This window comes from Nocardia yamanashiensis NBRC 100130 (genome assembly GCF_001613325.1).
GTDB classification, from domain to species: domain Bacteria; phylum Actinomycetota; class Actinomycetes; order Mycobacteriales; family Mycobacteriaceae; genus Nocardia; species Nocardia yamanashiensis.
The window spans coordinates 138,139-160,244 of record NZ_BDCD01000016.1 but is presented as its reverse complement, the minus strand read 5'-3'; the positions used below and the strand labels follow the sequence as shown (position 1 = coordinate 160,244).

The 22,106-nt window shown below is 67.1% G+C and carries 21 protein-coding genes, 1 tRNA gene and 1 pseudogene; 13 read left to right on the top strand and 10 right to left on the bottom strand.

The features are described 5' to 3' along the window. The first annotated feature begins 74 nt into the window (after positions 1–74). Both NY1_RS17440 and NY1_RS17435 read left to right on the top strand, forming a co-directional pair. Positions 75–725 (top strand): TetR/AcrR family transcriptional regulator, encoded by a 651-nt coding sequence (locus NY1_RS17440; protein WP_067713980.1) that lies wholly within the window; start codon positions 75–77, stop codon positions 723–725. A gap of 140 nt (positions 726–865) precedes the next feature. After that, positions 866–1,894 carry a YihY/virulence factor BrkB family protein gene (locus NY1_RS17435; protein WP_067713977.1) on the top strand — a complete coding sequence of 343 codons (1,029 nt, stop codon included), beginning with the start codon at positions 866–868 and terminating at the stop codon, positions 1,892–1,894. A gap of 27 nt (positions 1,895–1,921) precedes the next feature. Here NY1_RS17435 and NY1_RS17430 read toward each other — a convergent pair whose 3' ends face one another. Continuing rightward, positions 1,922–2,740 carry a TIGR02452 family protein gene (locus tag NY1_RS17430; RefSeq protein ID WP_067714494.1) on the bottom strand — a complete coding sequence of 273 codons (819 nt, stop codon included), beginning with the start codon at positions 2,738–2,740 and terminating at the stop codon, positions 1,922–1,924. 179 nt (positions 2,741–2,919) lie between these two features. Between NY1_RS17430 and NY1_RS17425 the strand changes: the two genes are divergently transcribed. The 3 genes from NY1_RS17425 to NY1_RS17415 are packed head-to-tail and all read left to right on the top strand — an operon-like array spanning position 2,920 to position 5,042. Next, positions 2,920–3,687, top strand: coding sequence for a PRC and DUF2382 domain-containing protein (locus tag NY1_RS17425; protein ID WP_067713975.1), 768 nt, complete (start codon positions 2,920–2,922; stop codon positions 3,685–3,687). 38 nt (positions 3,688–3,725) lie between these two features. Then, the gene (locus NY1_RS17420) at positions 3,726–3,986 is read left to right on the top strand and encodes a hypothetical protein (RefSeq protein ID WP_067713973.1); all 261 of its coding nucleotides are present in this window, start codon (positions 3,726–3,728) and stop codon (positions 3,984–3,986) included. Between the two features lie 42 nt (positions 3,987–4,028). Beyond that, a complete protein-coding gene (locus NY1_RS17415) occupies positions 4,029–5,042 on the top strand; it encodes an LGFP repeat-containing protein (protein WP_084535054.1) in 1,014 nt (337 codons plus the stop codon). 58 nt (positions 5,043–5,100) lie between these two features. On the opposite strand, the gene NY1_RS17410 is transcribed toward NY1_RS17415, so the two are convergent. Next, positions 5,101–5,589, bottom strand: coding sequence for a beta-class carbonic anhydrase (locus NY1_RS17410; RefSeq protein WP_067713968.1), 489 nt, complete (start codon positions 5,587–5,589; stop codon positions 5,101–5,103). Between the two features lie 121 nt (positions 5,590–5,710). Further along, positions 5,711–7,624, bottom strand: coding sequence for a M3 family metallopeptidase (locus NY1_RS17405; protein WP_067713965.1), 1,914 nt, complete (start codon positions 7,622–7,624; stop codon positions 5,711–5,713). A 490-nt stretch (positions 7,625–8,114) separates the two neighbouring features. Between NY1_RS17405 and NY1_RS17400 the strand changes: the two genes are divergently transcribed. Next, the gene (locus tag NY1_RS17400) at positions 8,115–9,383 is read left to right on the top strand and encodes a helix-turn-helix domain-containing protein (RefSeq protein WP_157762293.1); all 1,269 of its coding nucleotides are present in this window, start codon (positions 8,115–8,117) and stop codon (positions 9,381–9,383) included. Between the two features lie 48 nt (positions 9,384–9,431). Next, positions 9,432–9,824, top strand: a pseudogene (locus NY1_RS44585) (flavoprotein); the annotation flags it as partial. A gap of 1 nt (position 9,825) precedes the next feature. On the opposite strand, the gene NY1_RS44580 reads toward NY1_RS44585, so the two are convergent. Then, on the bottom strand, positions 9,826–11,358 hold the full coding sequence (locus NY1_RS44580; protein WP_233434365.1) for a hypothetical protein: 1,533 nt from the start codon (positions 11,356–11,358) through the stop codon (positions 9,826–9,828). Between the two features lie 730 nt (positions 11,359–12,088). On the opposite strand from NY1_RS44580, the gene NY1_RS17390 reads away from it, so the two are divergent. From NY1_RS17390 to NY1_RS17380, 3 genes are all read left to right on the top strand, one after another. Then, positions 12,089–13,288 (top strand): cation:proton antiporter, encoded by a 1,200-nt coding sequence (locus NY1_RS17390; protein WP_067713959.1) that lies wholly within the window; start codon positions 12,089–12,091, stop codon positions 13,286–13,288. A gap of 82 nt (positions 13,289–13,370) precedes the next feature. Next, the gene (locus NY1_RS17385) at positions 13,371–14,774 is read left to right on the top strand and encodes an ammonium transporter (RefSeq protein ID WP_084535052.1); all 1,404 of its coding nucleotides are present in this window, start codon (positions 13,371–13,373) and stop codon (positions 14,772–14,774) included. 109 nt (positions 14,775–14,883) lie between these two features. Next, positions 14,884–15,348: a nuclear transport factor 2 family protein gene (locus NY1_RS17380; RefSeq protein ID WP_067714491.1), complete on the top strand. Its 465-nt coding sequence runs from the start codon at positions 14,884–14,886 to the stop codon at positions 15,346–15,348. 42 nt (positions 15,349–15,390) lie between these two features. On the opposite strand, the gene NY1_RS42990 is transcribed toward NY1_RS17380, so the two are convergent. Both NY1_RS42990 and NY1_RS17375 read right to left on the bottom strand, forming a co-directional pair. Further along, complete coding sequence (locus tag NY1_RS42990) at positions 15,391–15,528, bottom strand: hypothetical protein (RefSeq protein ID WP_157762292.1); 138 nt, start codon at positions 15,526–15,528, stop codon at positions 15,391–15,393. 51 nt (positions 15,529–15,579) lie between these two features. Further along, on the bottom strand, positions 15,580–16,056 hold the full coding sequence (locus NY1_RS17375; protein WP_067713956.1) for a Dps family protein: 477 nt from the start codon (positions 16,054–16,056) through the stop codon (positions 15,580–15,582). A gap of 200 nt (positions 16,057–16,256) precedes the next feature. Between NY1_RS17375 and NY1_RS17370 the strand changes: the two genes are divergently transcribed. Then, a complete protein-coding gene (locus NY1_RS17370) occupies positions 16,257–17,147 on the top strand; it encodes a hypothetical protein (RefSeq protein ID WP_218028379.1) in 891 nt (296 codons plus the stop codon). Positions 17,148–17,156: 9 nt separating this feature from the next. Here the strand turns inward: NY1_RS17370 and NY1_RS17365 are convergent, their stop codons facing one another. Further along, a complete protein-coding gene (locus NY1_RS17365; protein WP_067713954.1) occupies positions 17,157–17,747 on the bottom strand; it encodes an RDD family protein in 591 nt (196 codons plus the stop codon). A gap of 182 nt (positions 17,748–17,929) precedes the next feature. Here NY1_RS17365 and NY1_RS17360 point away from each other — a divergent pair, with 182 nt between their 5' ends. Both NY1_RS17360 and NY1_RS17355 read left to right on the top strand, forming a co-directional pair. Then, positions 17,930–18,304 carry a DUF427 domain-containing protein gene (locus NY1_RS17360; protein ID WP_067713952.1) on the top strand — a complete coding sequence of 125 codons (375 nt, stop codon included), beginning with the start codon at positions 17,930–17,932 and terminating at the stop codon, positions 18,302–18,304. Positions 18,305–18,474: 170 nt separating this feature from the next. After that, entirely contained in the window at positions 18,475–18,693 is a 219-nt protein-coding gene (locus NY1_RS17355) for a hypothetical protein (RefSeq protein WP_067713950.1), read from the top strand. Between the two features lie 54 nt (positions 18,694–18,747). Here NY1_RS17355 and NY1_RS17350 read toward each other — a convergent pair. From NY1_RS17350 to NY1_RS17340, 3 genes are all read right to left on the bottom strand, one after another. Beyond that, positions 18,748–18,821: transfer RNA gene (locus tag NY1_RS17350), tRNA-Pro, on the bottom strand. Positions 18,822–18,977: 156 nt separating this feature from the next. After that, on the bottom strand, positions 18,978–20,606 hold the full coding sequence (locus NY1_RS17345; protein ID WP_067713948.1) for an amidohydrolase: 1,629 nt from the start codon (positions 20,604–20,606) through the stop codon (positions 18,978–18,980). Further along, positions 20,603–22,078, bottom strand: coding sequence for an APC family permease (locus NY1_RS17340; RefSeq protein WP_067713946.1), 1,476 nt, complete (start codon positions 22,076–22,078; stop codon positions 20,603–20,605). Before NY1_RS17340 ends, NY1_RS17345 begins: the two co-directional genes overlap by 4 nt. Positions 22,079–22,106 lie beyond the last annotated feature (28 nt).

Sequence of the window (22,106 nt, the reverse complement as noted above, 5' to 3'; positions counted from 1 at the left end):
GCTATCTGACGATTCCGTCAATATTGAGACGAGCGGCTACGATGGTGAGTCCGGACAGCAGGAGAGGTGTATCGATGACCGCGAGCAACGGGTCGGGACCCAATCGCCTGGAACGCCGCAAAGCCCGCACCCGCGCCGCACTGGTCGGCGCGGCGCAATCACTGCTGGCCGACGGCAAGCTCAATGTGCCGATTCTGGAGATCACGCAGGCCGCCGACGTCGGCATGGGCTCGTTCTACAACCACTTCCAGAGCCGTGAGGAGCTGTTCCAGGCCGCCGTCGAGGAGGCGCTCGACCGCCACGGCGCCCTGCTCGATCTGCTCTGCGAGGACATCGACGATCCCGCCCAGGTCTTCGCGCAGAGCTTCCGCCTCACCGGCCGCCTGCACCGCCGGCACCCCACCCTCAGCAAGGTCCTGCTCAATGACGGTCTCCGCCTGGCGAACTCGGACCGCGGGCTCGCACCTCGCGCCCGCCGCGACCTCGAGGCGGCGGCCGCGGCCGGGCGCTTCGACATTCGCGATCCGGAATTATCGATGACCGTCGTCGCCGGTGCGGCCCTGTGCCTCGGACGCCTGCTGCACGACCATCCCGAACGCGACGACGCCGAGGCCACCGACCAGGTGGCCGAGGATCTGCTGCGCATGTTCGGCCTCTCCGCCGCGGAAGCGCACGAGATCTGCCGGCGCCCACTGCCGCCGCTCGATCTGCCGCGCACCGATTGACCTACAGCGGGACCTCATCGAAGGACAGCATGCCTCGGCCGGTCGGCCGTTTACCCGTGGCGGACCGGGGCACCACGAGACCAGCCGCGCATCGCGGCGGGTGCATTGCTGAACGAATTATCCGAGTGAGGTGAACCGCGATGGCCGCAGATCGCTCGATCCCGACGCCGGCCGGAGCCCGTCCCGACCTGGACGCGGACCGGCCCGAGAGTCCCACCGAATTGTCGAAACCGTCGCTGATCGCGGTGGTGCGGCGCGCGGCGCGGGAATTCAAGCGCGACAACCTGACTGATCTGGCCGCCGCCCTCACCTACTACGGCGTGCTGTCGATCGTGCCCGGCTTGATCGTGCTGGTGTCGCTGCTGGGATTGCTCGGGCCCGACACCGCCGACGACGTGGTGAACCAGGTGCAGCAGATCGCGCCGGGTTCCAGCGCGGAGTTCGTGCACAACCTGGTCACCCAGGCCCAGTCCAGTAAACAGGGGGCGGGACTCGGGGCGATCCTGGGCTTGGCGATAGCGCTGTGGTCCGCGTCCGGGTACGTGGCGGCGTTCATGCGCGCGTCCAATGTGGTGTACGGGATCGGTGAGGGCCGGCCGATCTGGAAGACCGCGCCGATCCGGCTGGGCGTCACCATCGTCGCGGTGATCCTGCTGGTGCTCAGCGCGATCATCGTGGTGGTGAGCGGACCGGTGGCCCGGCAGCTCGGCGATCTGCTCGGCCTCGGCGATACGACGGTGCTGGTATGGAACATCGCCAAGTGGCCGGTGCTGTTCGTCCTGGTGACGGTGCTGCTGGCGATTCTGTTCTGGGCCAGCCCGAATGCCAGGCAGGGCGGCGTCAAATGGGTCAGCCCGGGAGGCGTTGTCGCAGTACTGCTCTGGCTGATCGTGTCCGGACTGTTCGCGATCTACGTCGCCAACTTCTCCTCCTACGACAAAACCTACGGTTCGCTCGCGGGCGTGGTCATCTTCCTGGTCTGGTTGTGGCTGAGCAATATCGCCCTGCTGCTGGGCGCGGAGATCAATGCCGAGCTGGACCACGGCAAGGCCATCGCGGAAGGGCTGCCGGAAGAGGTCTCCCCCTTCGCCGAGCCCCGCGATATGCGCAAACTGGATCAGCGTGACCGAGAGGCCGTCGAGCAGGCGCGGTCCGCTCGACACGACTGAATCGGCGCTACGGGGCTCGGAACGGTTTTACGCTGCGGCGAAGGCGGTTCGGAAGGCGGTGCGGGTGGTCTCGCCGGGGGTTCGGTCGAGGATCGCGAAGGTGATCTCGTCGAAGTGGCGGGCGAATCGGCCGCTGCCGATCAGGAGGGTGCGGAAGACTCCGGCCACCGTGGTGGGGTCGTTGCCGTAGGCGCCGCAACCCCAGGCGCCCAGCACCAAACGGCGGTAGGCACTTGCTGTTTCGAGAATTCGTTCGGCGCGGGCGGCCAGTACCGCGGGGACCCGGTACGCCTCGGCGGGCTGGTCGCGTTCGATCACATTGGTCCGGGGCGCGGGGCTGGAAATGAAGCCGACCGTGTACGGGGTGTCGAGCAGGGTGCCGGTGTCGTCGCGGAAGACGGGGACCGCGGGCGAGAGGATCACGCGGTCGCTGTAGAACGGGTCCGGCGTGCCGCGGTGGTACTCGTAATACTGCGGCACGTTCAGCAGGGTGGTGTACAGCGCCGATGCCCGGCACAGGGCTTCTTCCTGGGTGCGGGCTCCGGCGATGTAATGACCGCCGGGATTGCGGGCGGACGCGAAATTCAGAACCGCCACCGGCTCCGGATCGGCGTCGACCAGTCGGCGGGCCGCGGCGAGACTGCTTTCCCCGGTCACCTCGATGGTGGTGGCGGCCGTATCGCGGAGGGTGACCGGAACCGGTTCGGGGCCGAACATCCGGGTGCCCTCGACGGCGGCCCGCACCCCGGAAGCCAGTGAGACGTACCGTCCGGCGGCCGTCAGATAACCCCCGGCCGCGATGATCTGCTCGTTGTCGGAGGCGATGGCTTGCAGGTCTTCGGTCACGCCGCCCATGCTCTCACGCGCCGCGCGGTCCGCCCGATTTCCGAGTTTGCTGACTGTTTGACAGCGAGCGCCACGGGTATGTGCCGAAACGCAGCACCTCACCACCCGGATCGTTTCCCAACGCGGTATTCGCGCAGGGCCCTGCCCTGCGGGAACACCACCGACGAAGAGGAGAGATCATGGCGAGAACAACGCTGGATTCACTGATCGGTTGCACACTGCGCGATTCGGCCGGCGCCGAGATCGGCCGGGTCGAAAGCTTCTATGTCGACGACGAGACGGGCGCGCCCACCTGGGCGGCCGTAGCCGACGACGGCCCCGGCGGGCACACCCTGACGCCGCTGGCGGGCGCCGAATACCGGCCCGAGGACAATTCGCTGCGCGTCAGCGTGGACCGCGAGCTGGTGCGCAGCGCCCCGCATCTCGATCACGGCGGCCGGCTGGACCCCGAGGCCGAACGGGAACTGCTCGCCCACTACGGCGGTGGTCAGCGCCGCGGCATGACCGCCACCGGCCGGCAGCGGGTGCAGCCCGGCCCCGATGAGCCGATGACCTACGGCCGCGCCGACGCCGCATCGATGCTGCGCTCGGAGGAACGCATGGTGGTCGGCACCGAACGCGAGGAGGTCGGGTCGGCCCGGCTGCACAAGTACGTGGTCGAGGAGGAGCAGACCATCACCGTGCCCACCTCCCACGAAGAGGTCCGGCTGGAGCGGGAGCCGATCACCGGCAGCGGCGAGCACCCCGAGATCGGTGAGGAGCATCGCGAGGTCACCCTGCACGCCGACCGGGTGCGGGTGGACACCGAAACCGTTCCGGTGGAACGGGTCCGGCTGGCCGTCGACGAGGTCGAGGATCAGCAGTCCGTCACCGGCACCGTGCGCAAGGAGCGCGTGGAGGCCGAGGGCGTCGATCTCGATCGCTCCGAAAACGACAGGGATGCCTAGCTTTTCGCCACTCGTCCGATCGACGACCAGGAGGAATCATGGAATGGCTGCTGGGTCTGCTCGGGGGATTGGTGGGCGGCGGGATCGGTGGCGCGCGCAGCCCGTTCGGTGTGCTCGTGCACGCGCTCGTCGGTGCGGTAGCCGGTGCTATCACCGGCGCGATCATCGAGGCCGCCACCGGTAGCGGATTGGATTTCGGCCAGATCCTCGCCCAGGTCGCCGCGGGCGGCGTGGTGGGCGCGATCTGTTCGGCCGCACTGGGATTGGTGACCAGACCGCGAACGGGCGATATCCGCTGACGTCGTCCGCCCCGGCGGACGCTTCTTCTGAGGAGCCTCGTGATGACACATTGGAGGAAAGCTCTGTTCAGTGCCGCCGTCGTCCTCGGCGTGTGCGGGTCGTGGAGTACGGGTCTGCTGTCCGGCCCCGTCGCGACCGCTCAGCCGGCGGACGCGCAGGCGGCCATCGACGCCCACTACCAGGACAAGGGCGGTGCTTCATCCCCGCTCGGCCAACCGGCCGGGGAGGTCTACGCGTTCGGGCCGGACGGTGCGGCGCGCAATTATCAAGGCGGAGAGATCGTTTACTCGCCCGAGACCGGCGCGCACGTGATGTACGGCGCGATCCTGGACAAGTATCTCGCGCTCGGCGGCCCGGACGCCGGGCTCGGTTATCCGACGAACGACGAGTCGGATGCCGCGGTCGCGGGTACGGCCCGGTTCAGCGAGTTCTCCGCGCCCGATGGCGCGACCATCGAGTGGAGTCCGCAGAACGGCGCCTGGCTGGTTCGCGGTCCGATCCGGGCGGCGTGGTCGAAGCTGGACGCGACCGACGGGCCGATGGGTGCGCCGATGAGTGATACCGCGGTCGCCGACGGGGTCTACAGCCAGACCTTCCGTGGGCAGAACGGTGATCCCGTGCAGATCAGCTGGAGCCGGGACGGCGGATTCGTCACCGTCCCACCCGATCTCGCGGGCCGGATCGGTGATATCGATGTCTCCGCGGCGAGCAAACCGCCTGGATCGGCGGCCGCGGGCAGCGGGGACGGGACCGACTCGGCGAGCAAATGGTGGGCCCTGCCCTTGGGGCTGGCTATCGCCGCCGTCGCGGGCATGATCGCCGCGATGGTGACGAGAAACAGTCGCCGCGACCGGAATTCGCGAACGGACGCGGTGACCCCGGCGTCCGCGGTGACACCGTCCGCGCCGGACTCGCGGCGGGTGATGCCGTCCGCGCCGGACTCGCGGCTGGTGGCGGCGGGCGGTCCGGCGCATCGGGCCGGGGCGCATCTGGCGACACCCGACGAGCGGGCACACCCGCTGACGCTCGGCGGTGCGAACGGGCAGCGCTTCTGAAGCCCGTCCGCGCAATGGGGCGCCCGTTACCTCGGGCGCCCCATTCGTATCGCCCCCGTCAGACGGACTCGATCAGTTTGCCGGTCGCGACATCGAAGACGAAGCCGCGCAGCGACGTGGTCTTGGTGATGAACGGACTGTTCTCGATGCGCCGGATCGATTGGCGCACATCCTCATCCAGGTCCGGGAAGGATTCCGCGGACCAGGCCGGTTTGACGCCGACCTCATCCTGAATCGAACGTTTGAACTGATCGTCGGTGAAAGTCAGCATCCCGCAGTCGGTGTGGTGAATGAGGATGATCTCCGTCGTGCCGAGCAGCCGCTGACTGATGGCCAGCGACCGGATCTCGTCGTCGGTGATCACCCCGCCCGCATTCCGGATGACATGCGCCTCACCGTCTTTCAGGCCGAGGATGCGGTACACGTCGAGCCGGGCGTCCATGCAGGCCACGATCGCGACGTGCCTGCTGGGCGGGAGGGGCAGCGGGCCGCTGAACTGGGCGGCGTAGTCGGCATTGTTGGACAGGTATTCGTCGGTGACAGACATGATCGCTCCTTCGCCGAGCCGGGGTGAGGACATGCGAATGTATGCACCGACGGTGACGGCGGACGGCCGCGGCGGGAAGGGATCGGCTCACCGTGAAGTCAACGCTGACGTCCCCGGCGATTCAGGGGGTGCGGTTCAGCCAGGATCGGAAGGCGTCGAAGGTGAAGGGGCGGCCGAGCAGGTCGGCGGTCAGATCGGCGGCGTCGCGGGAACCGCCGGGAACCAGGACGCGGTCGCGATACCGGTGCGCGGCGACGGGATCGAGCAGGTCGGCGGGGTCGAAGGCGGAGAAGAGGTCCTTGGCGATGACCAGGCTCCACAGGTAGGTGTAGTAGCCCGAGGTGTAGCCGGACAGGTGGCCGAAGGACGTCTGGAAGTGAGTGTCGGGCACGCGGGCGATGAGGCTGTGCCGGCCCATCGCGTCGGCGACCGCGGCGGTGTGATCGGCGGGGCGGTCGTGGTGCAGTTCGTACGAGATCGCGGCGTAGCCGACCTGGGTGAGGATTCCGAGCGCCTTGCCGAACTCGTGGGCCTCACGCATGCGCGCGACCAGGTCCGCCGGGATGGGCGCGCCGGTTTCGTCGACGGCGAAGGTGGCCAGCACCGTTGGGTCCCAAGCCCATTCCTCCAGCATCTGCGACGGCGCTTCGACGAAATCCCATTCGGTGGCCACGCCGGAGAATCGGGCCCAGCGTTGGCGGCCGCCGAGGATGTGGTGCAGCAGGTGGCCGAATTCGTGGAAGAGGGTGACCACGTGGTCGTGTTCCATCAGGCCGCGGGAGAAGTTGCAGACCAGCACGCCCTCGGGCAGTTGCCGGTCGGTGACGCCGGCGACGAGGTCGAACTGGGCGGCGTGCTTGTACTTGCCCTCGCGCGGATGCAGGTCGAGATAGATCCGGCCGCGGCGTTCGCCGTCGGTGTAGACGTCGTAGGCGGTGACTTCCTCGTGCCAGACCGGCACCTCCACCGGCCGGTATTCGACGCCGAAGAGTCCGCCCGTGACGTCCAGCAGACCGGCGCGGACGCGCTGAAAATCGAAGTAGCGGCGCACTTCCCGGGCATCCACGTCGAAGCGTTCCCGGCGGATCAGTTCGAGGTAGTAGCCGGATTCGGAGCGGTCGACGCCGGTGGCGGCGGGGTCGTCCACCTGGCGGCGGGCCAGCAGTTCGCCGAGTTCGCGGCGGCCCGCCTCGGTCGCGGCGGCCGAGATCCGTTCCAGGAATTCGGCGATGGCCGCGCCGGAGCCGATCATCTTCACTTCGGCGTCGTAGTCGGGCCAGCCGGAATACCCCAGCAGCCGGGCCTTCTCGTCGCGCAGGTCCAGGATCTCGTGCAGCACATCGTTATTCGATGGCCAGCCTCGGCTCTCGAACTCGACCGTGAGCGCCCGGCGGGCATCGGCGTCGCGCGCGAAGGTACGAAACGGCAGATAGTCCGGATAGTCGGTACTGACCTCCACCAGCCCATCCGCGCCCGGCGCATGCGCCGCGACGAAATCGTCCGGCAGACCGTCGAACACCTCGGGCGCGAACCGCAGCGTCCGCACATCCTCGGTAATGGTCCGGCGAAAGTCCTGCTCCAGCACAGCAAGCCGTTCCGAGATCGCCCGCAACCGCGCCCGCGTCGCATCGTCACCGTCCACCCCGGCCCGACGGAAATCCCGCAACACATGCTCGCGCATCCGTACACCGGTCGCATCCAGCCCCGCCGGGTTCGTCCCCACCACCGTCTCGAAAAGCACCCGGTCGAGATCACGATCGGTCTTCACCCGATCAATATCCTGAACCAGCTTCTCGGCAAGCCCCCGCACCTCACCATCCGGATGCACCTCCGCGAACAACCCCGCAGCCGAATCGGCAGCCCGCAACGCGATATCCCCGTCGTTCCAAACCCCCAGCACCCGCCCGACATCCAGCCCAGCACCATCCCGCAACACCCGCATCGTCTCCCCCACGATCCGCAGCTGCTCACGCACGTACCCATCGAGCCAATTCGCCCAGTCGGATGTCGGCAGCGCCAGCGGTTCGAGAGTCATCCCACGACCATAGCGGTGTGTCCGGATAGGACCGGTTGAACTCTAGTGACCAATTGAACTCAGAACATTCAGAACAAGGAACTCCGCCGTCCTCAAATACCTACCTCCACCACTGCCGAACGGATGAAAGATGTTCTTGGGCTGACTATTTCGACGTCACAGAGGTGAGTCGCACGGTCGAGGGCAGTCGCGCCCAGATGGACCCGGGTCGGAGTGATGATCGCGTCCACGTCAGCCGCACGGATGATGTCCGATATGTCGAGCACGCTGTCGGTCGGCGCCCAAAGCAGCGTGTAGCCGAGTCGGTGGGCCAATTGCCGTACTCGAGCGCGATCCCAGTTGGGCGAGGTGGTGATTTCGTAGTTGATCCATCCGAGTGCGGTAGGTCGGTGTCTCATCCTTCGTCCTCCTGGGAAGTAGCGACGTCGCGACACGGTCAGGGCTAGCCTGTCAGTGAAATCAGCGGGCACTGTCCCGTGGCGGGACACATGTGGCGCGAGTCGAAGACCGTCGACGAGGAGTACGCATGGGTGAAGGCCGTGGCTTCGACGAAGGCCGGTTCGTCGGTCGGCAGGTGCGTGTCATCCGGGCCCGGCGCGGAATATCACAGCAGGTCCTGGCCGACCGGATCGGCGTGAGCCGGGGCGCGATCGCGAAATACGAGAACGGCGAACGACCGGTGGATTCGCGCAAGGTGCTCTATGCGCTCGCGCAGGCGCTGGGGGTTACCGTCGGTGATCTGACCGGACAGGAGCAGGACCGTCTCGACCCGTCCGCACAGGGATTTCACGCGTCGACACCAGCTGTCGAGATTGCACTGTGGACACGCGGAAACACCACCGCCACAGCGGATCCGAGGACGCTGAGAGAACTCGCGGCGATGACCGTCAAGGCGGCGGCACTTCGCCATGCCTGCGACTACGCATCGCTGGGGCCGATCCTCGCGCCGATGCTCAACGACTGCTATCGCCATATTCGCGACGGGACCGAAGGCGATCGGGAGAATGCCTGGGACGTTCTCGCTGCCGCGGCCTACACGACAGCGGCGGCCTTGAAGGCGCGTGGCTACACCGCGCTCGCCTGGACCGCGATGCAGGAGGTCGAGCGGGCGGCCGACCAGAGCGACGGCACCGCGGCACTCGCTGCCGCCGGCTTCACCCGCAGCCAGATTCTGCTGTCCCGTCCCGACTCCCTCCCCGCCGCACTCGAATACGCGCAGCAGGCGGCATCCCGACTCGAACCGCAGGTGCGAACCGTCGGCGAGGTCGAGATGTACGGCATGCTCCATCTTCAGTCGGCTCTGGTATCCGCGGCCTTGGGCGGCGATCCTGCCGCGCACCTTGCCGAAGCCACCGAACAGGCGCGACGGCTCGCGAGTACCCCAACCGGCGGATCACTGGTCCGCAATGTCACTTTCGGGCCCGAGAATGTCGGGCTGTGGGAGATGTCGGTGGCGATGGAACGTCGCGAGTCCGGGAAGGTCTTGGGATTGGCTGCCGGCCTCGATCCCGAATCGATTACCGTGCACGGTCGACGAGCCCAGTACTTCGTGGAGATCGGGCGTGCGCATGCCCTCGATCGGGACTACACGCGGTCATTGCACGCGCTCCTGCGGGCCGAACACCTTGCACCGCAGCAGGTTCGCACCATGACAGTCGTGCGTGAACTCGTCGGCCACATGATGCGCAAGGCCCGCCGGGACCTGACCGCTGGCGATCTCGGCCGTTTCGCGAAGCGGTGCGGAGTCAGTCCCGCGTAGCGCAGTCGAACACACCATTGCGGACGCGAACCTGACACGATCGACGGTATGAACGATCGAGGGCAACCGGTTCTGTATGCCATCGTGATGGGGGCGCCTCCGGCCGGGGATGTCGGGATTCTCGTGGAGTTGGCACAGGCCGGCGGGTGGGATGTCTGTGTGGTGGCTTCGCCGAACGGCATTCGGTTCATCGATGTCGGGGAGTTGGAAGCGATGACGGGATATCCCGTTCGCAGCTCGTATAAGGAGCACGGTTCGCCGGATGTGTTGCCGCCCGCGGACGGGATGATCGTCGCTCCGATCACGTCGAACTCGCTGGCGAAGTGGGCGGTGGGGATTTCCGATACGCTGCCGCTCGGGTTGCTCGTCGAGGCCGTTGGCGGGGGCTTGCCTGTGGTGGCGGTACCGTCGGTCAATCGGGCGCTATTCAGCTTTCCGCCTATCAGCAAGGCGGCGCAGCACCTTTCGGAATGGGGTGTGACTGTGCTGATGGAGGATCCGCCGCACGAGCCGAGGAGCGGGAGCGGGTATCGGGAGCGGTTCCCGTGGGAGGGGGCTTGGCGGGCGTTGCTCTCCCATCCTCGGCTCGTTGCTCGCCGGGGCTAGGCGGCGCTGACCTGGGTGAGGCCGACGGTGAGGTTGCGTCCAAGCCGGAACGCGCTGTTGCGACCGGCGTCTCGATCGAGCCGGTTCGGTGGTCCGGACGGCATTTTCGCTGGAGATAAACGCCCGCTGCGCAACCCGCCGCGATGGCGGCCGCGGCCAGGCAGGGTGCGCAAGCGTGGACGTCGCCCGAAAGTTGTAGCCACTTGGGTGAGTACACCGCACGCCCGAAGTCGCGGCCGCGCATCGCGATCACGACGCTGGGCACGAACAGAAGAGCGGTGGCCACCACCAGATTCCGGCCGTCGAGGGATCCGGCGACGGCGAAAAGGCAGCCGGCGGTGAATGCGAGGGCCAGAGCGGCCGCGATCCGAACACCATCGCCGCCGTGCCCCAGCGCTTCGACGCCGGCGACCGCCGCCGCGATCACGGCTACGCAGACCGGTGCAAGAAGTGTTGCCGTGCGGCGTTTTCCGACTACGAACCCGGCGACGACGGCGAGGATCAGACCCCAGATCGACCACCACGGCATCGGCACGAAGATCACCGCGCTCGCCACCGTCGTCAATGCCACGGCGCCGGTGACCAATTCGCCGTCCGGCCCGGGCAGCAGCCAGCCGGCCACCACCGCGGCGAGCACGACGACCGCCACAGCCAGCACCACCGCCGCCACATCGACGCGGCCGTCGGCCAGCCAGGACGAACTCCACAGGGTGGCGACGACCACGAGCAGCGCCGAAATCACCGGGCGCAGTGGCACTTCGGTGGGCGCGCCGAACATCACCCGGCGCACCGGAGGCAGCGGAGTGCGGCGATTGCGCCAGGCGCACCACACGGCCAGCATCAGGAGCGGGCCGACCAGCCACAGTGGCGGCGAATCCAGGAACGGCCACGATTGCGATGCGGTCGGGCGGGGCGCGCGATAGCTGAGCGGAGTCTCGGTCAGGGTGCCGCCCACGATGCTCGCCACCGCGCCCAGCACGAACGCGATGCGCACTCCGGGCCGCGCCGGCACCGCCGCGAGCCCGCCGAGGATCACACCGCCCCAGAGCCCGTCGGCGTAGTCCAGCGTCGTCAATGCGGGGGCGGGCGTCAGCGCCCCGGCGGCCAAGTGATCGACCATCACTCCCGCCAGCCCGCACACCACGGCCAACCAGCTCAGCACCGGAATCCCCAGCGCCCCGATCACCACGGCCACCATCACCGCCGTCATCGCGCCCGCCGCGGACGCCTCCGGCATGTTCTGCACTAGCAGTTCGGCCTGCAGCACCGAGGTGCCGTCCGCCCACACCAGCGCGATCGGGCTCACCAGCGCCAGTCCGGCCGCCAGCGCGGCGCCGAACACGACGCACGGCACGAATAGACCTCGCATATCGGACACCTCCCCGGCAAACCTGAACGGGCGGCTCGCCCCGACCTGTCTACCGGCGTGGCATCACGCCCGGAAGAGCAGGGAAGCAATTGTTCAGCAAATGAGACCGGGTGGCCTATTTCACCTGGTATGCGAAACATCTATTCTCTTTGCGTATCAATCTGTGCGACAACACTTTTCGCCACCCAGCCGGGCAGAACCGCAGGTCATCCGATTTGCGTGGATCGCGACTTTACGGAATCATTACCAAGCGGGCGCTTCCGCTACTTGACCGGCGCTCCAACTGCATGCGCCTGATCCGAGGCCAACCGAACAGAGAGGGGCTGCCCGTGGCGTTCACGCATCTTGCGTACTCGACAATGCCATACCTCTTTCCGCGATCCTCGCACTCCTGATCGACCCCTTCCAGCCGGGCCGGACCACACCGAACGAGTTCGCGTCGAACGACATTCGACCGTGGAATCGCCAATTACGGCTGCGCACAGCGACTTCCGTCATCACGACCTCGTTGCTCACGCCCCGCCTGCCGCTACTGCCGCGCCGACGGCCCCCGTCCGCACCGCGCGCCCGCCGGCGCCGCGCCAGCACCTCGGCATCGGATGCACCCGAACCCTCCGGCACCCCGCAGCGGCGACTCTCCGAGAGAGCCTCGCCGATCCACGTGTCGATGGCCGGTACAGCGGTGGGCCCGAACGCCCCCGCGAAATCGTGACGGATGGCTGAAAAGTAAATGGTGGCACACGAAACCGCACTCGCGCTGATCCAGCTGGGCGCGGTGTTCTTCGGTTTGGGAATGCTGGGCAGAGCGGCCGCGCGCATCGGGATGTCGCCCATCCCTTTGTATCTCATCGGCGGCCTGGTCTTCGGAAAGGGCGGACTCGTCGCCCTCGGTGAGAATGTCGACGACTTCATTCACCTGGCCAGCGAAATAGGCGTGGTGCTTCTGCTGTTGCTCCTCGGCCTGGAGTACACCGCGAGCGAACTGGTGCACGGCCTGCGCGCATCCCGGGCCGCGGGCGTACTCGACCTGGTCCTGAACGCGACTCCCGGTGTGCTGGTGGCGCTGTGGCTGGGCTGGGGCGTCACCGGCGCGGTCGCAATGGCCGGCGTCACCTACATCTCCTCCTCCGGAATCGTCGCCAAGGTGCTCGGCGATCTGGGCCGCCTCGGCAATCGCGAAACCCCGACCGTGCTGTCCATCCTGGTGTTCGAGGATCTCGTCATGGCGGCCTACCTGCCGGTCCTCACCGCTGTACTGGCGGGCGCCGGCTTCCTGGCGGGGATACAGACCGTCGGCATCGCGCTGGCGGCCGTCACCGTCGTGCTCGTCATCGCGCTACGCTTCGGCAAATACGTCTCGATGGTCGTCGACAGCGACGTCCGCGAGATCTTCCTGCTCAAACTCCTCGGCGCGGCGCTGCTCGTCGCCGGAATCGCCTCCTCGCTACAGGTCTCGGCCGCGGTCGGGGCGTTCCTGCTCGGCATCGCCATCTCCGGCTCCACCGCACACAACGCCACCAAACTCCTGGAACCACTGCGCGATCTGTTCGCGGCGCTGTTCTTCGTACTGTTCGGCCTCAGCACCGACCCCCGCAGCATCCCGCCGCTACTCGGCTGGGCCATCGCACTCGCCGTGGTCACCACCATCGCCAAGATCGCGACCGGTTGGTGGGCTGCCCGCCGCGCCGGGGCCTCCCGCTACGGCCGGGCGCGCGCCGGTGCCGCGTTGGTCGCGCGCGGCGAATTCTCCATCGTCATTGCCGGCCTGGCCGTGACCGCGGGCGCGGTCCCCGCCGAATTCTCCGCTCTCGCAACAACATACGTCCTGATCATGGCCGTGCTCGGTCCGGTCGCGGCGCGCGTGGTCGAACCGGTGCTGCGCGCCATCGACCGCCGCGGCGCGGTCGATCCGGTCGAACGCCCCGCATAGCCGCTGCCGCCACCAGCTATCTCGGATCCGAATTCACTGGCCGGAAACACAATCGGCAGATCGGACGCAACAGAAGTTCCCGATGCTGTGCGCAATTCCCGTCGGATTTGAGGTAGCTGGTGTGAATTCGGGAGATACGGCGTGGCTGCTGGCGAGCGCGGCCCTGGTCATGTTGATGACGCCGGGATTGGCTTTCTTCTACGGCGGCATGGTCGGCGGCAAGAGCGTGCTGAACATGCTGATGATGAACTTCGTGTGCCTGGGCGTGGTGACGATGCTCTGGGCGATATACGGGTACAGCGAGGCATTCGGCGCCGACTCCTGGCAGGGATTGATCGGTTCGACGAAGCATGTGCTGCTGCGCGAAACGCAGGGCACGGTATCGGGTCCCGCCGAACATCAGGTTCCGACCATGGCATTCGTCATGTTCCAGTTGATGTTCGCCGTCATCACGACCGCACTGATATCGGGGGCCATCGCGGGACGAGCCAAGTTCTGGGCGTGGGTGCTGTTCGTGGTGGGCTGGACGAGCCTGGTGTATTTCCCGGTGGCGCACTGGGTTTTCAGCGTGACCGGGTATACCGCCACCGACGCCTCCGGTAATTCGTTCGACGAGGGCGGCTGGATCACCAACCAGCTCAAGGCATTCGATTTCGCGGGCGGGACGGCGGTGCACATCAATGCCGGCGCGGCGGCGCTGGCCCTGGTGCTGGTGGTCGGCAGGCGGCACGGGTGGCCGCGCAATATCGCCCGGCCGCACAATGTTCCGTTCACCCTGCTGGGGGCGGCGCTGCTGTGGTTCGGCTGGTACGGGTTCAATGCCGGATCCGCTTTGACCGCAGGCGATCTCGCGGCGCTGGCCTTCACCAACACCACGATCGCGGCGGGCGTGGCATTGCTGGGCTGGATCATCGTCGAGCAGTTCCGCGACGGGAAGCCGACCGCGCTGGGCGCCGCCTCCGGTGCGGTCGCCGGATTGGTGGCCATCACCCCGGCGTGCGGTTTCGTCGGCACGCTCGGCGCGCTGGTCATCGGCTTCACCGCCGGTGCGGTCTGCGCGCTGGCCGTGGGCCTGAAATTCAGCTTCGGCTACGACGATTCACTCGATGTGGTCGGCGTCCACCTCGGCGGCGGACTGGTGGGCACCCTGCTCACCGGGGTCTTCGCCGACGCGCGAGTGAATCCGGCGGGCGGCGACGGGCTGCTGTCCGGCGGCGGCTGGACCCAGTTGCAGCGCCAGGTGATCGCCGCCTCCGCGGTGCTGGCCTACTCGTTCCTGGTGACGCTCCTGTTGGCCTGGCTCATCGACAAACTCGTCGGATTCCGCATCGACCCGGAAGCCGAGGCCACCGGCATCGACGAGGCCGAGCACGCCGAAACCGCCTACGATCTCGACTCCCCCGAGCCACCACCGCACCGGCCTGCTCCGCCGCGACGGCCGCAGCCCGGGCGGCCCATTCCGAGCGGCCACGATTACGGGTGGTGAGCATGCGGTGTCCGGCATTACCCGGCACCGCACAGGTCGAGCCGATACCGTCACGGGCGTGAATCAAGATCGAACCGAGCTCGACGAGTTGCGGGAGCGCGTGGCGCGAATGGAGACCGTCGAGGCCATCAAGGCGCTCAAGCATCGCTATTGGCGGGCCTGTGACGCCAAGGATCCGCGTGGATTTCGCGACTGCTTCATCGCCGCGGGCGCCTCGATCGACTTCGGTGCGCTGGGCCGGTTCGATGACGCGGACGGGATCGCGAAAGTGTTCGAAACCATTGCGCTGCAACGGGTCGACGGGAAACCGGTGATTCTCGATATGCACCATGGCGTGCTGCCCGATATCACCGTCACCTCGGCGACGACGGCGGTGGGCGCGTGGACGCTGCGGTTCCGGCAGGTCAACCTGGTCAACGGCACCGAGACCGTTTCGACCGGTGAGTACGACGACGAGTACGTCATCGAGGACGGCTCGTGGAAGATGGCCAAATGCCATTTCCGGCCGTACTGGTCGATCACCCGGCCGATAGCGCCGGATACCGTCGTCACCGTGGTGAACGACGGTTCGTGAGCGGGCCGCCTGGTCGTCCGCGGCATCCGGGCCGATGAGCTGTCAGATGTCGTCGATGTTCTTGCTCGACGGCGGATTGCCGGTGGACAGGTCGGTGTCCTGGCCACGACCACGGAGGCGGCGGCCCGCGACCACGAGCGCTACCAGCACGACGAGGCCGATGATGATGAGAATCTCCATGACCGGCGGATACCCGGTGCCGAGGTAGCTATTCGCCAGCAGCCTCGTCCGCTACGCCTGCTGTGCCTGCCACATCCAATGCAGTTGCTCGAGCCGTGCGGCGATGGCGATGAGCAGGTCCTGGGTGACCGGATCGGCGGTCTCGGTGGCCTCGATATGCCCGCGCAACCGGGTGATGACCGCCCACAGGTTGTCCACCATCGAGGCGATCACCTGGGTGTCGGGCTGCCATCCGTCCTCGACCCCGGCGGCGCTGGACTCCTTGACCACGGTCGCGGCGCGCCCGTCCGGGCTGACCCCGATCGCGGTCGCCCGCTCCGCGGCGGCATCGGTGAATTCCCGTGCCGCGGCGACGACTTCGTCGAGTCCCAGGTGCACCGATCGGAAATGCGATCCGACGACGTTCCAATGCGCCTGTTTGGCGATCAGCGACAGGTCGATCAAATCGACGACCGTCTGCTGCAGCGCGTCACCGGTTACCCGCAGCTGGTCGTCAGTGAGTGGGCTCTGAATCGGCTTGGCCGGCATGGCTGTCCTCCTGACAGTGATCGAGACATTACTTCCACGCTCTACCCACCGGACCGCCACGCAATCGATGACCTTCGTGCACTGTTTCTCCGGTAGCGCGGATCCGACTTGTCAGGGTTCGACCGGCTCGCCAGAATGCCGGGGTGGCACATGCTGATCTGACCTCTGCGCGGTGGCGGGAACTTTCCGATGAATCGGCAGTGCGGATCGCTCGTGCGATAGCTCGCGAGAACGATGTGGATTTGGTCGGTGTCTTCCAGCACGAGTACGCGGGCCGGCAACAGCGCATTGCCCTGTTCGAGCGGGCCGGCGTGCGGTTGTCGCTGCTCCCGGCGGCCCGGGTGCGACTCGGATACGAGGGCGATCGGTTCGTTCCATCACCACACCAGGCAGCCAGCTACGCCGACAGCGCCGAGGAGTACGACTTGCCCGCGATCACCGAGTTCGTCGATGCGATGACCTCGCCGGATCGCACGGTCGAGCTGCCCGCGATGCTGGTCGGCGTCCAGGCATTGGAACCGTGTGTCCAGAGTGTGCCGATCGACGACCCGCGGGTCCGGGACCTGGTTGCCGAGTCCGGTCCGCGCATCGGCGGCGAGATCGTGCGCGTCGGCCACGACGGAGGCTTGAAGGTCGAATTCGACGAACAGGGCCAAGCACGCCGCGCCCGAGTAGTCGAACAAGTCTCCTACGAACAAGCCTTGCATAAGACAGCCGCCTTGGGCCTGCGAGCGAGCAGCCCCGACGAGTGGGAATACGCCTGTGGCGCAGCAGCTTCCACTCTCTTCCGATGGGGCGACGACACCCTCCCCGACGGCTACCCATACGACCATCCGGCAGGCCCACACCGAACCCCGAACCTATGGGGCCTGCACATCGGCCAGGACCCGTACCGACACGAGTTCACCACCAACCCGACGATCGTCTGCGGCGGCGACGGCGGCAGCGCCACCTGCGGCGGAAGCGGTTTCTTCCTCGGATGGCTCACCCTCGCCACCGCCTACCGCGACAAGGACTTCGGCGCATGGGCCAATTCCGACGACCGCTACGTCACCGAACTCCTCCTACGGCCGGTCGCCGAACTGGCATAACGCGCCGCGTCAGTACCGCTTCGTCATATCCACCTTGCCGGGCAGCACCATCGGAAGATCCTGCCGCAACCGGATCTTCCGCACCTCCGCCCGCACTACTCGACTACCCGCGGCAAGGTCGTGAAGAGCTCGTCGACCCCTGGCCGGGACGGCGGCGAGGATCAAGCTGATGACGATCGACAGCAGGCCGATGATCGAAATCGCGTTCAAGAGACCCGCCTCGGGGTACCGGCCGGCGAAAGACGTGAACACGAACGGCAGGAAGATGATCAGCATGCGGCCGACAGCGGGAAGCAACGTGATCCGCGGCCGCCGCGGATCCGAGTGCACCACTCGCAGGCCCAGGAGACCCTTGCCGAGAGTCTGACCGTCGCGGCGGACGAGCAGAAACACCTCGAGTCCGACGTAGGCGATGAAGTAGCACAGCCAGGCTCCTATCGTCACGGCGATGTCCCGGCGTGATTCGTCGAGGGACAGCTGGATGGGGACGAAGACGATGGAGACCGGGATGGCGACGACAAAGGTCAGCAGGAGGCAGAACGTCAGGTCGAGGATTCTCGCGGCGAGACGTCGAAAGAACGGCGCTGGTACGTAAGTCATGTGGCCCCCGTTTTGTCGCTGATCCCCGCTGAAGGCGGCTGGAATGGCAGGTCGGACTTCGGCTTCGAGATCCGCACGGTCATCTTCCCTGCCCCATCAGCATTACGACAACGGCCGCCGTGCCGAACTCCGAGCGAACACTATGTGGGCATAGGCGACAGCGAGCGAGCGTTGGACCGCTTATGGCCAGTCGCGAACGCAGAATCCCCGGACCCGACCACCCCATCACCATCGAGAAGACAGGGCAGCGTGTCGTCGCACGCGCGGGCGGGCAGGTGGTCGCCGAGACCACCCGGGCGCTGACCCTCCAAGAGGCGAATTATCCGCCGGTTCAATACATCCCGCTCGAGGATGTCGACCGGAGACTGCTCATGCCCAGCGCCACGCAAACGTACTGCCCCTACAAGGGCGACGCGTCCTACTACACCGTCGACCTGCCCGAAGGGCCCCTGACCGACGCGGTATGGGTCTACCACGAGCCCTACGAAGCCGTCGCGCCTATCGCCGACCATGTCGCCTTCTACACCGATCGGGTACAAGTCGTCATCGAGAGCTGACGATTACGAGCACTCCGAAGTGAGCACACCTCGTACGGATGTTCTCTCCCTCTTGGTGGTGCCGTCCGCACCCCTGGGTGGACTGTTTCGCGGTTCGTTCTCTCCTACAGTCGATTTCGTAATCAATGGGGAAGGCAAGGGAGGGCCGACCCCGACTCGAGGAGAAACACATGCGTATCAAGACCATCGTGGGGGCCGGTCTGCTGGCGGCGGGAATCGTCGCCGGAAGCTCGGCGGTCGCCAACGCCGCCGTCTATTACGGCACCTACAACACCAAGGCGCAGTGCACCAGCTTCGGCCAGGCGATCGTGGATCTGCCCAATGCGAAGTACCACAACTGGACCTGCAAGATGGATTGGAACTACGACTGGGACCTGTACCTGTCTTGACCGGAAGGTCCTGGAAATGACAATGGCCAGAGGCGGAAACCGCCTCTGGCCTTGTCGGGCTGACAGGATTTGAACCTGCGACCACTTGACCCCCAGTCAAGTGCGCTACCAAGCTGCGCCACAGCCCGTTGCACTGGGCTCTCGCTTCGTGCTCGATGAGATTACCCCAGGACCCCCCTGGATCTCCAAATCCGCACGTTAACGGGCGTGTGGGCGGTGGCTGGCGGGGGTGGTGATGATCTTGATCCAGGGTGGGTGGGGGTGAAATGTGGTCGGGGAGAGAGTTAGCCGAAGACTTGGGTGCCGGATATGTAGGTTTGGTCGACTTTGAGTTCGGACAGGGTGGTGGGGGTGGTGGTGAACGGGTCTTGGTTCAGGACAACGAGATCGGCGTAGTGGCCGGGGGTGAGGGTGCCGGTGTGGGGGTGGCGGTTCACGTGGGCGGAGCCGGCGGTGTAGGCGGCCAGGGCGGTCATGAGGTCGAGGCGTTGGGTGGGGAGGAAGGGCGGGTTGGTGGTGCCGGGGTGGATGCGGTTGACGGCTACGTGGATGCCGGCGAGGGGGTTGGGGTCGCTGACGGGCCAATCGCTGCCGCAGGCGAGGGTGGCGCCGGCGTGGAGGAGGTCGGCGAAGGGGTAGTGGCTGGCGCGCAGGGGTTCGGGGAGGAAGGGGAGGGTCAGGTCGTCGAGCTGGGGTTCGTGGGCGGCCCAGAGGGGCTGCAGGTTGGCGATGGCGTTGAGGCGGTGGAAGCGGGGGATGTCCTCGGGGTGGACCACCTGGAGGTGGGCGAGGTGGTGGCGGTTGCCGCGGGGGCCGTTGGCGGTGAGGGCCGCTTCGATGGCGTCGAGGGCTTCGCGCACGGCACGGTCGCCGAGGGCGTGGAAGTGGATCTGGAAGTCGTGGGCGTCCAGGTCGGTGACGTAGGAGCGCAGAGCCGTCGGGTCGACGAAGCTGAGACCGGCGTTGGTGGTGCAGCAGCCGTGCGTGTCGAGGTAGGGGGAGGTCATGGCGGCGGTCTGATTCTCGGTGATGCCGTCCTGCATGATCTTGACGGTGTCGAGCCGGAAGCGATCGGCGGCGAATTGCTTGCGGCGCAGCAGCATTGCGGGGATCTGCTCGGCGCCTTGCTCGCGATCCCACCATTGGGCGCCCACCACGCGAGCGGTGAGGAGACCACGTTCGGCGGCCTCGTAATAGGTTGCGGCGGAATCCATGTCGCTGCCGTCGGCTTTGACGATGGCTTCCTGCCAAGCGGTGATGCCGAGCGAGTGGAGCAGGGATTGCGCGCGCAGCAGGCCGGCGAGGCGTTCCTCGGCGGTGACGGGCGGCAGCAGGCGTTCGATGAGGTGCATCGCGCCTTCCTGCAGCATTCCCGTTGGGGTGCCGTCGGGTTCGCGTTCGATGCGGCCGTCGGCGGGGTCGGGGGTGTCGCGGGTGATGGCGGCCAGTTCGAGCGCTCGGGTGTTGGCCCACGCGCCGTGGTGGTCCCGATTGGTGAGATAGACGGGCCGGTCCGGGACGAGAGCGTCGAGCTGGGCGCGGGTGGGAGTACCGCCGGGGAATGATTCGAGCGACCAGCCGCTGCCGGTGAGCCAGGCACGAGTCGGATTGGCGGCGGCGTAGGCGGTGATGCGGCGGAAGTACTCGGGCAGCGAGGTGGTGCCGGTCAGATCGCATTGCCCGAGTTCGATGCCGGCCGCCGCAGCATGGATGTGGGCGTCCTGGAAGCCGGGGAGCAGGGCACGACCGGTCAGATCGACCACTTCGGTACGGGGGCCGATGTGGTCCCGGACCTCCGCGTGACCGACGGCGGTGATGCGGTCGCCGGTGACGGCCAGGGCGGTGGCGCGGCTGCGGGCGGAGTCCATGGTGAGGACCGTGCCACCGGTGAAGACCAGGTCGGCGGGCGTCATTCGGTTGCTCCTGTCATGGTGGCCACGGTAGTAGCCGGGGCGGGTGAAGGGTTGCGATGGAAGTAGGGGGCGCGGCGCACCCATTTGGCATAGGCGGCCACGACCAGGCCGGACACCACCATGAAGGCAGGGACGGACAGGATGAACCAGCCGTTGTGGGCGTCCACCTCGTAGTGGTCGACGCCGGACCAGTAGGTCCAGCACAGGTACCCGGCGAGCGTGAACAGAATGAGCGCGCCCACGACGGGGAGCACCACCGCGACCAGGGCGTCGCGGAGCCCGGTGCGCAGCTGGGCGCGGAAGCGGGAGGCGGCGGCCAGCGCGGTCGCGCCGTAGTACAGCGCCACCACGATCCCGATGGCGTTGACGGTCGCGTTGATGAGATCGGGAACGGTCGGAATTGCCAGGGCGACAAGGCATACCGCGATGGCGAGCGCCCCCAGCAGGATGGTGCCCGCGGCGGGCGTGCCGTAGCGGGGATGCACGCGGGACCACACCGGCCCCAGGGTGCGATCGCGGCTCATGGCGAACATGCCGCGCACCGTGGGCAGCACGCCGGCTTGCAGCGAGGCCACCGCCGAGAACGTGAGCGCGATCATGGGCAGCAAGGTCAACGGTGAGGTCGCCAGCGCGTCACCGAAGTAGACCAGTCCCTCGGCCCCGTGGTCGGCCATCTCGTCCAAGGGCAGCACGCGCTGAAATGCGAAGGCGGCCAACAGGAACAGCCCGAGCACCGCGGCGAGCGTGATGATGCCCGACCGCGCCGCGCTGTGACTGTCGCGCACCTCCTCGGCCATGCTGAACGCGGCGTCGAAACCCCAGTAACAGAAGACGGCGGTGACCATCCCCTGGGCGAAGGCCGCCGCGCTGGGGATGTCGAACGGATTCAGCCAGTCGAGGCTGAACGGCTGATCGCCGACGAACAGCCCGTACCCGCAGAAGCCCAGCAGCACAAGGTATTCGAAGATGAGCAGTACCCGCTGGAAGCGAGCCGCGACGTCGACGCCGACGGCCGCGGTGAGCATGGCGGCGACCAGGAGTACCAGGCCGACGAGGGTGGATTGCAGGGTCGATCCGGGCTCGAGCTCCAGCCCGCCGAGGGAGTGCAGGCCGAGCTGGCCGCCCAGGGCGAGCAGGGCGGATCCGGTGACGGTGGTGGTGTACGCGAGGAACAACACCATGCTCACCGTCATCACCCAGCCGCACAGGAACCCGAGCCACGGGTTCAGCGAGCGGCCGACCCAGACGTAGGTGTTGCCCGCATTGGGTTCGACGCGATTGAGGCGGATGTACGCGCCCGCGATACACGCGACCGGCACCAATGCCAGCGCCATCACGATGGGCAGATGCAGGCCGACAATGCCCGCGGTGAGACCGAATCCGATGCCGATGCTGGTGGTGGCCGCGGTGGTGGAGGCAGCGATGACGACATTGTCCAGAACGCCGAGTGACCTACGCATGTGTGTGGTCATGTGCTTCAACTTCCGAAAAGAGCTGTTT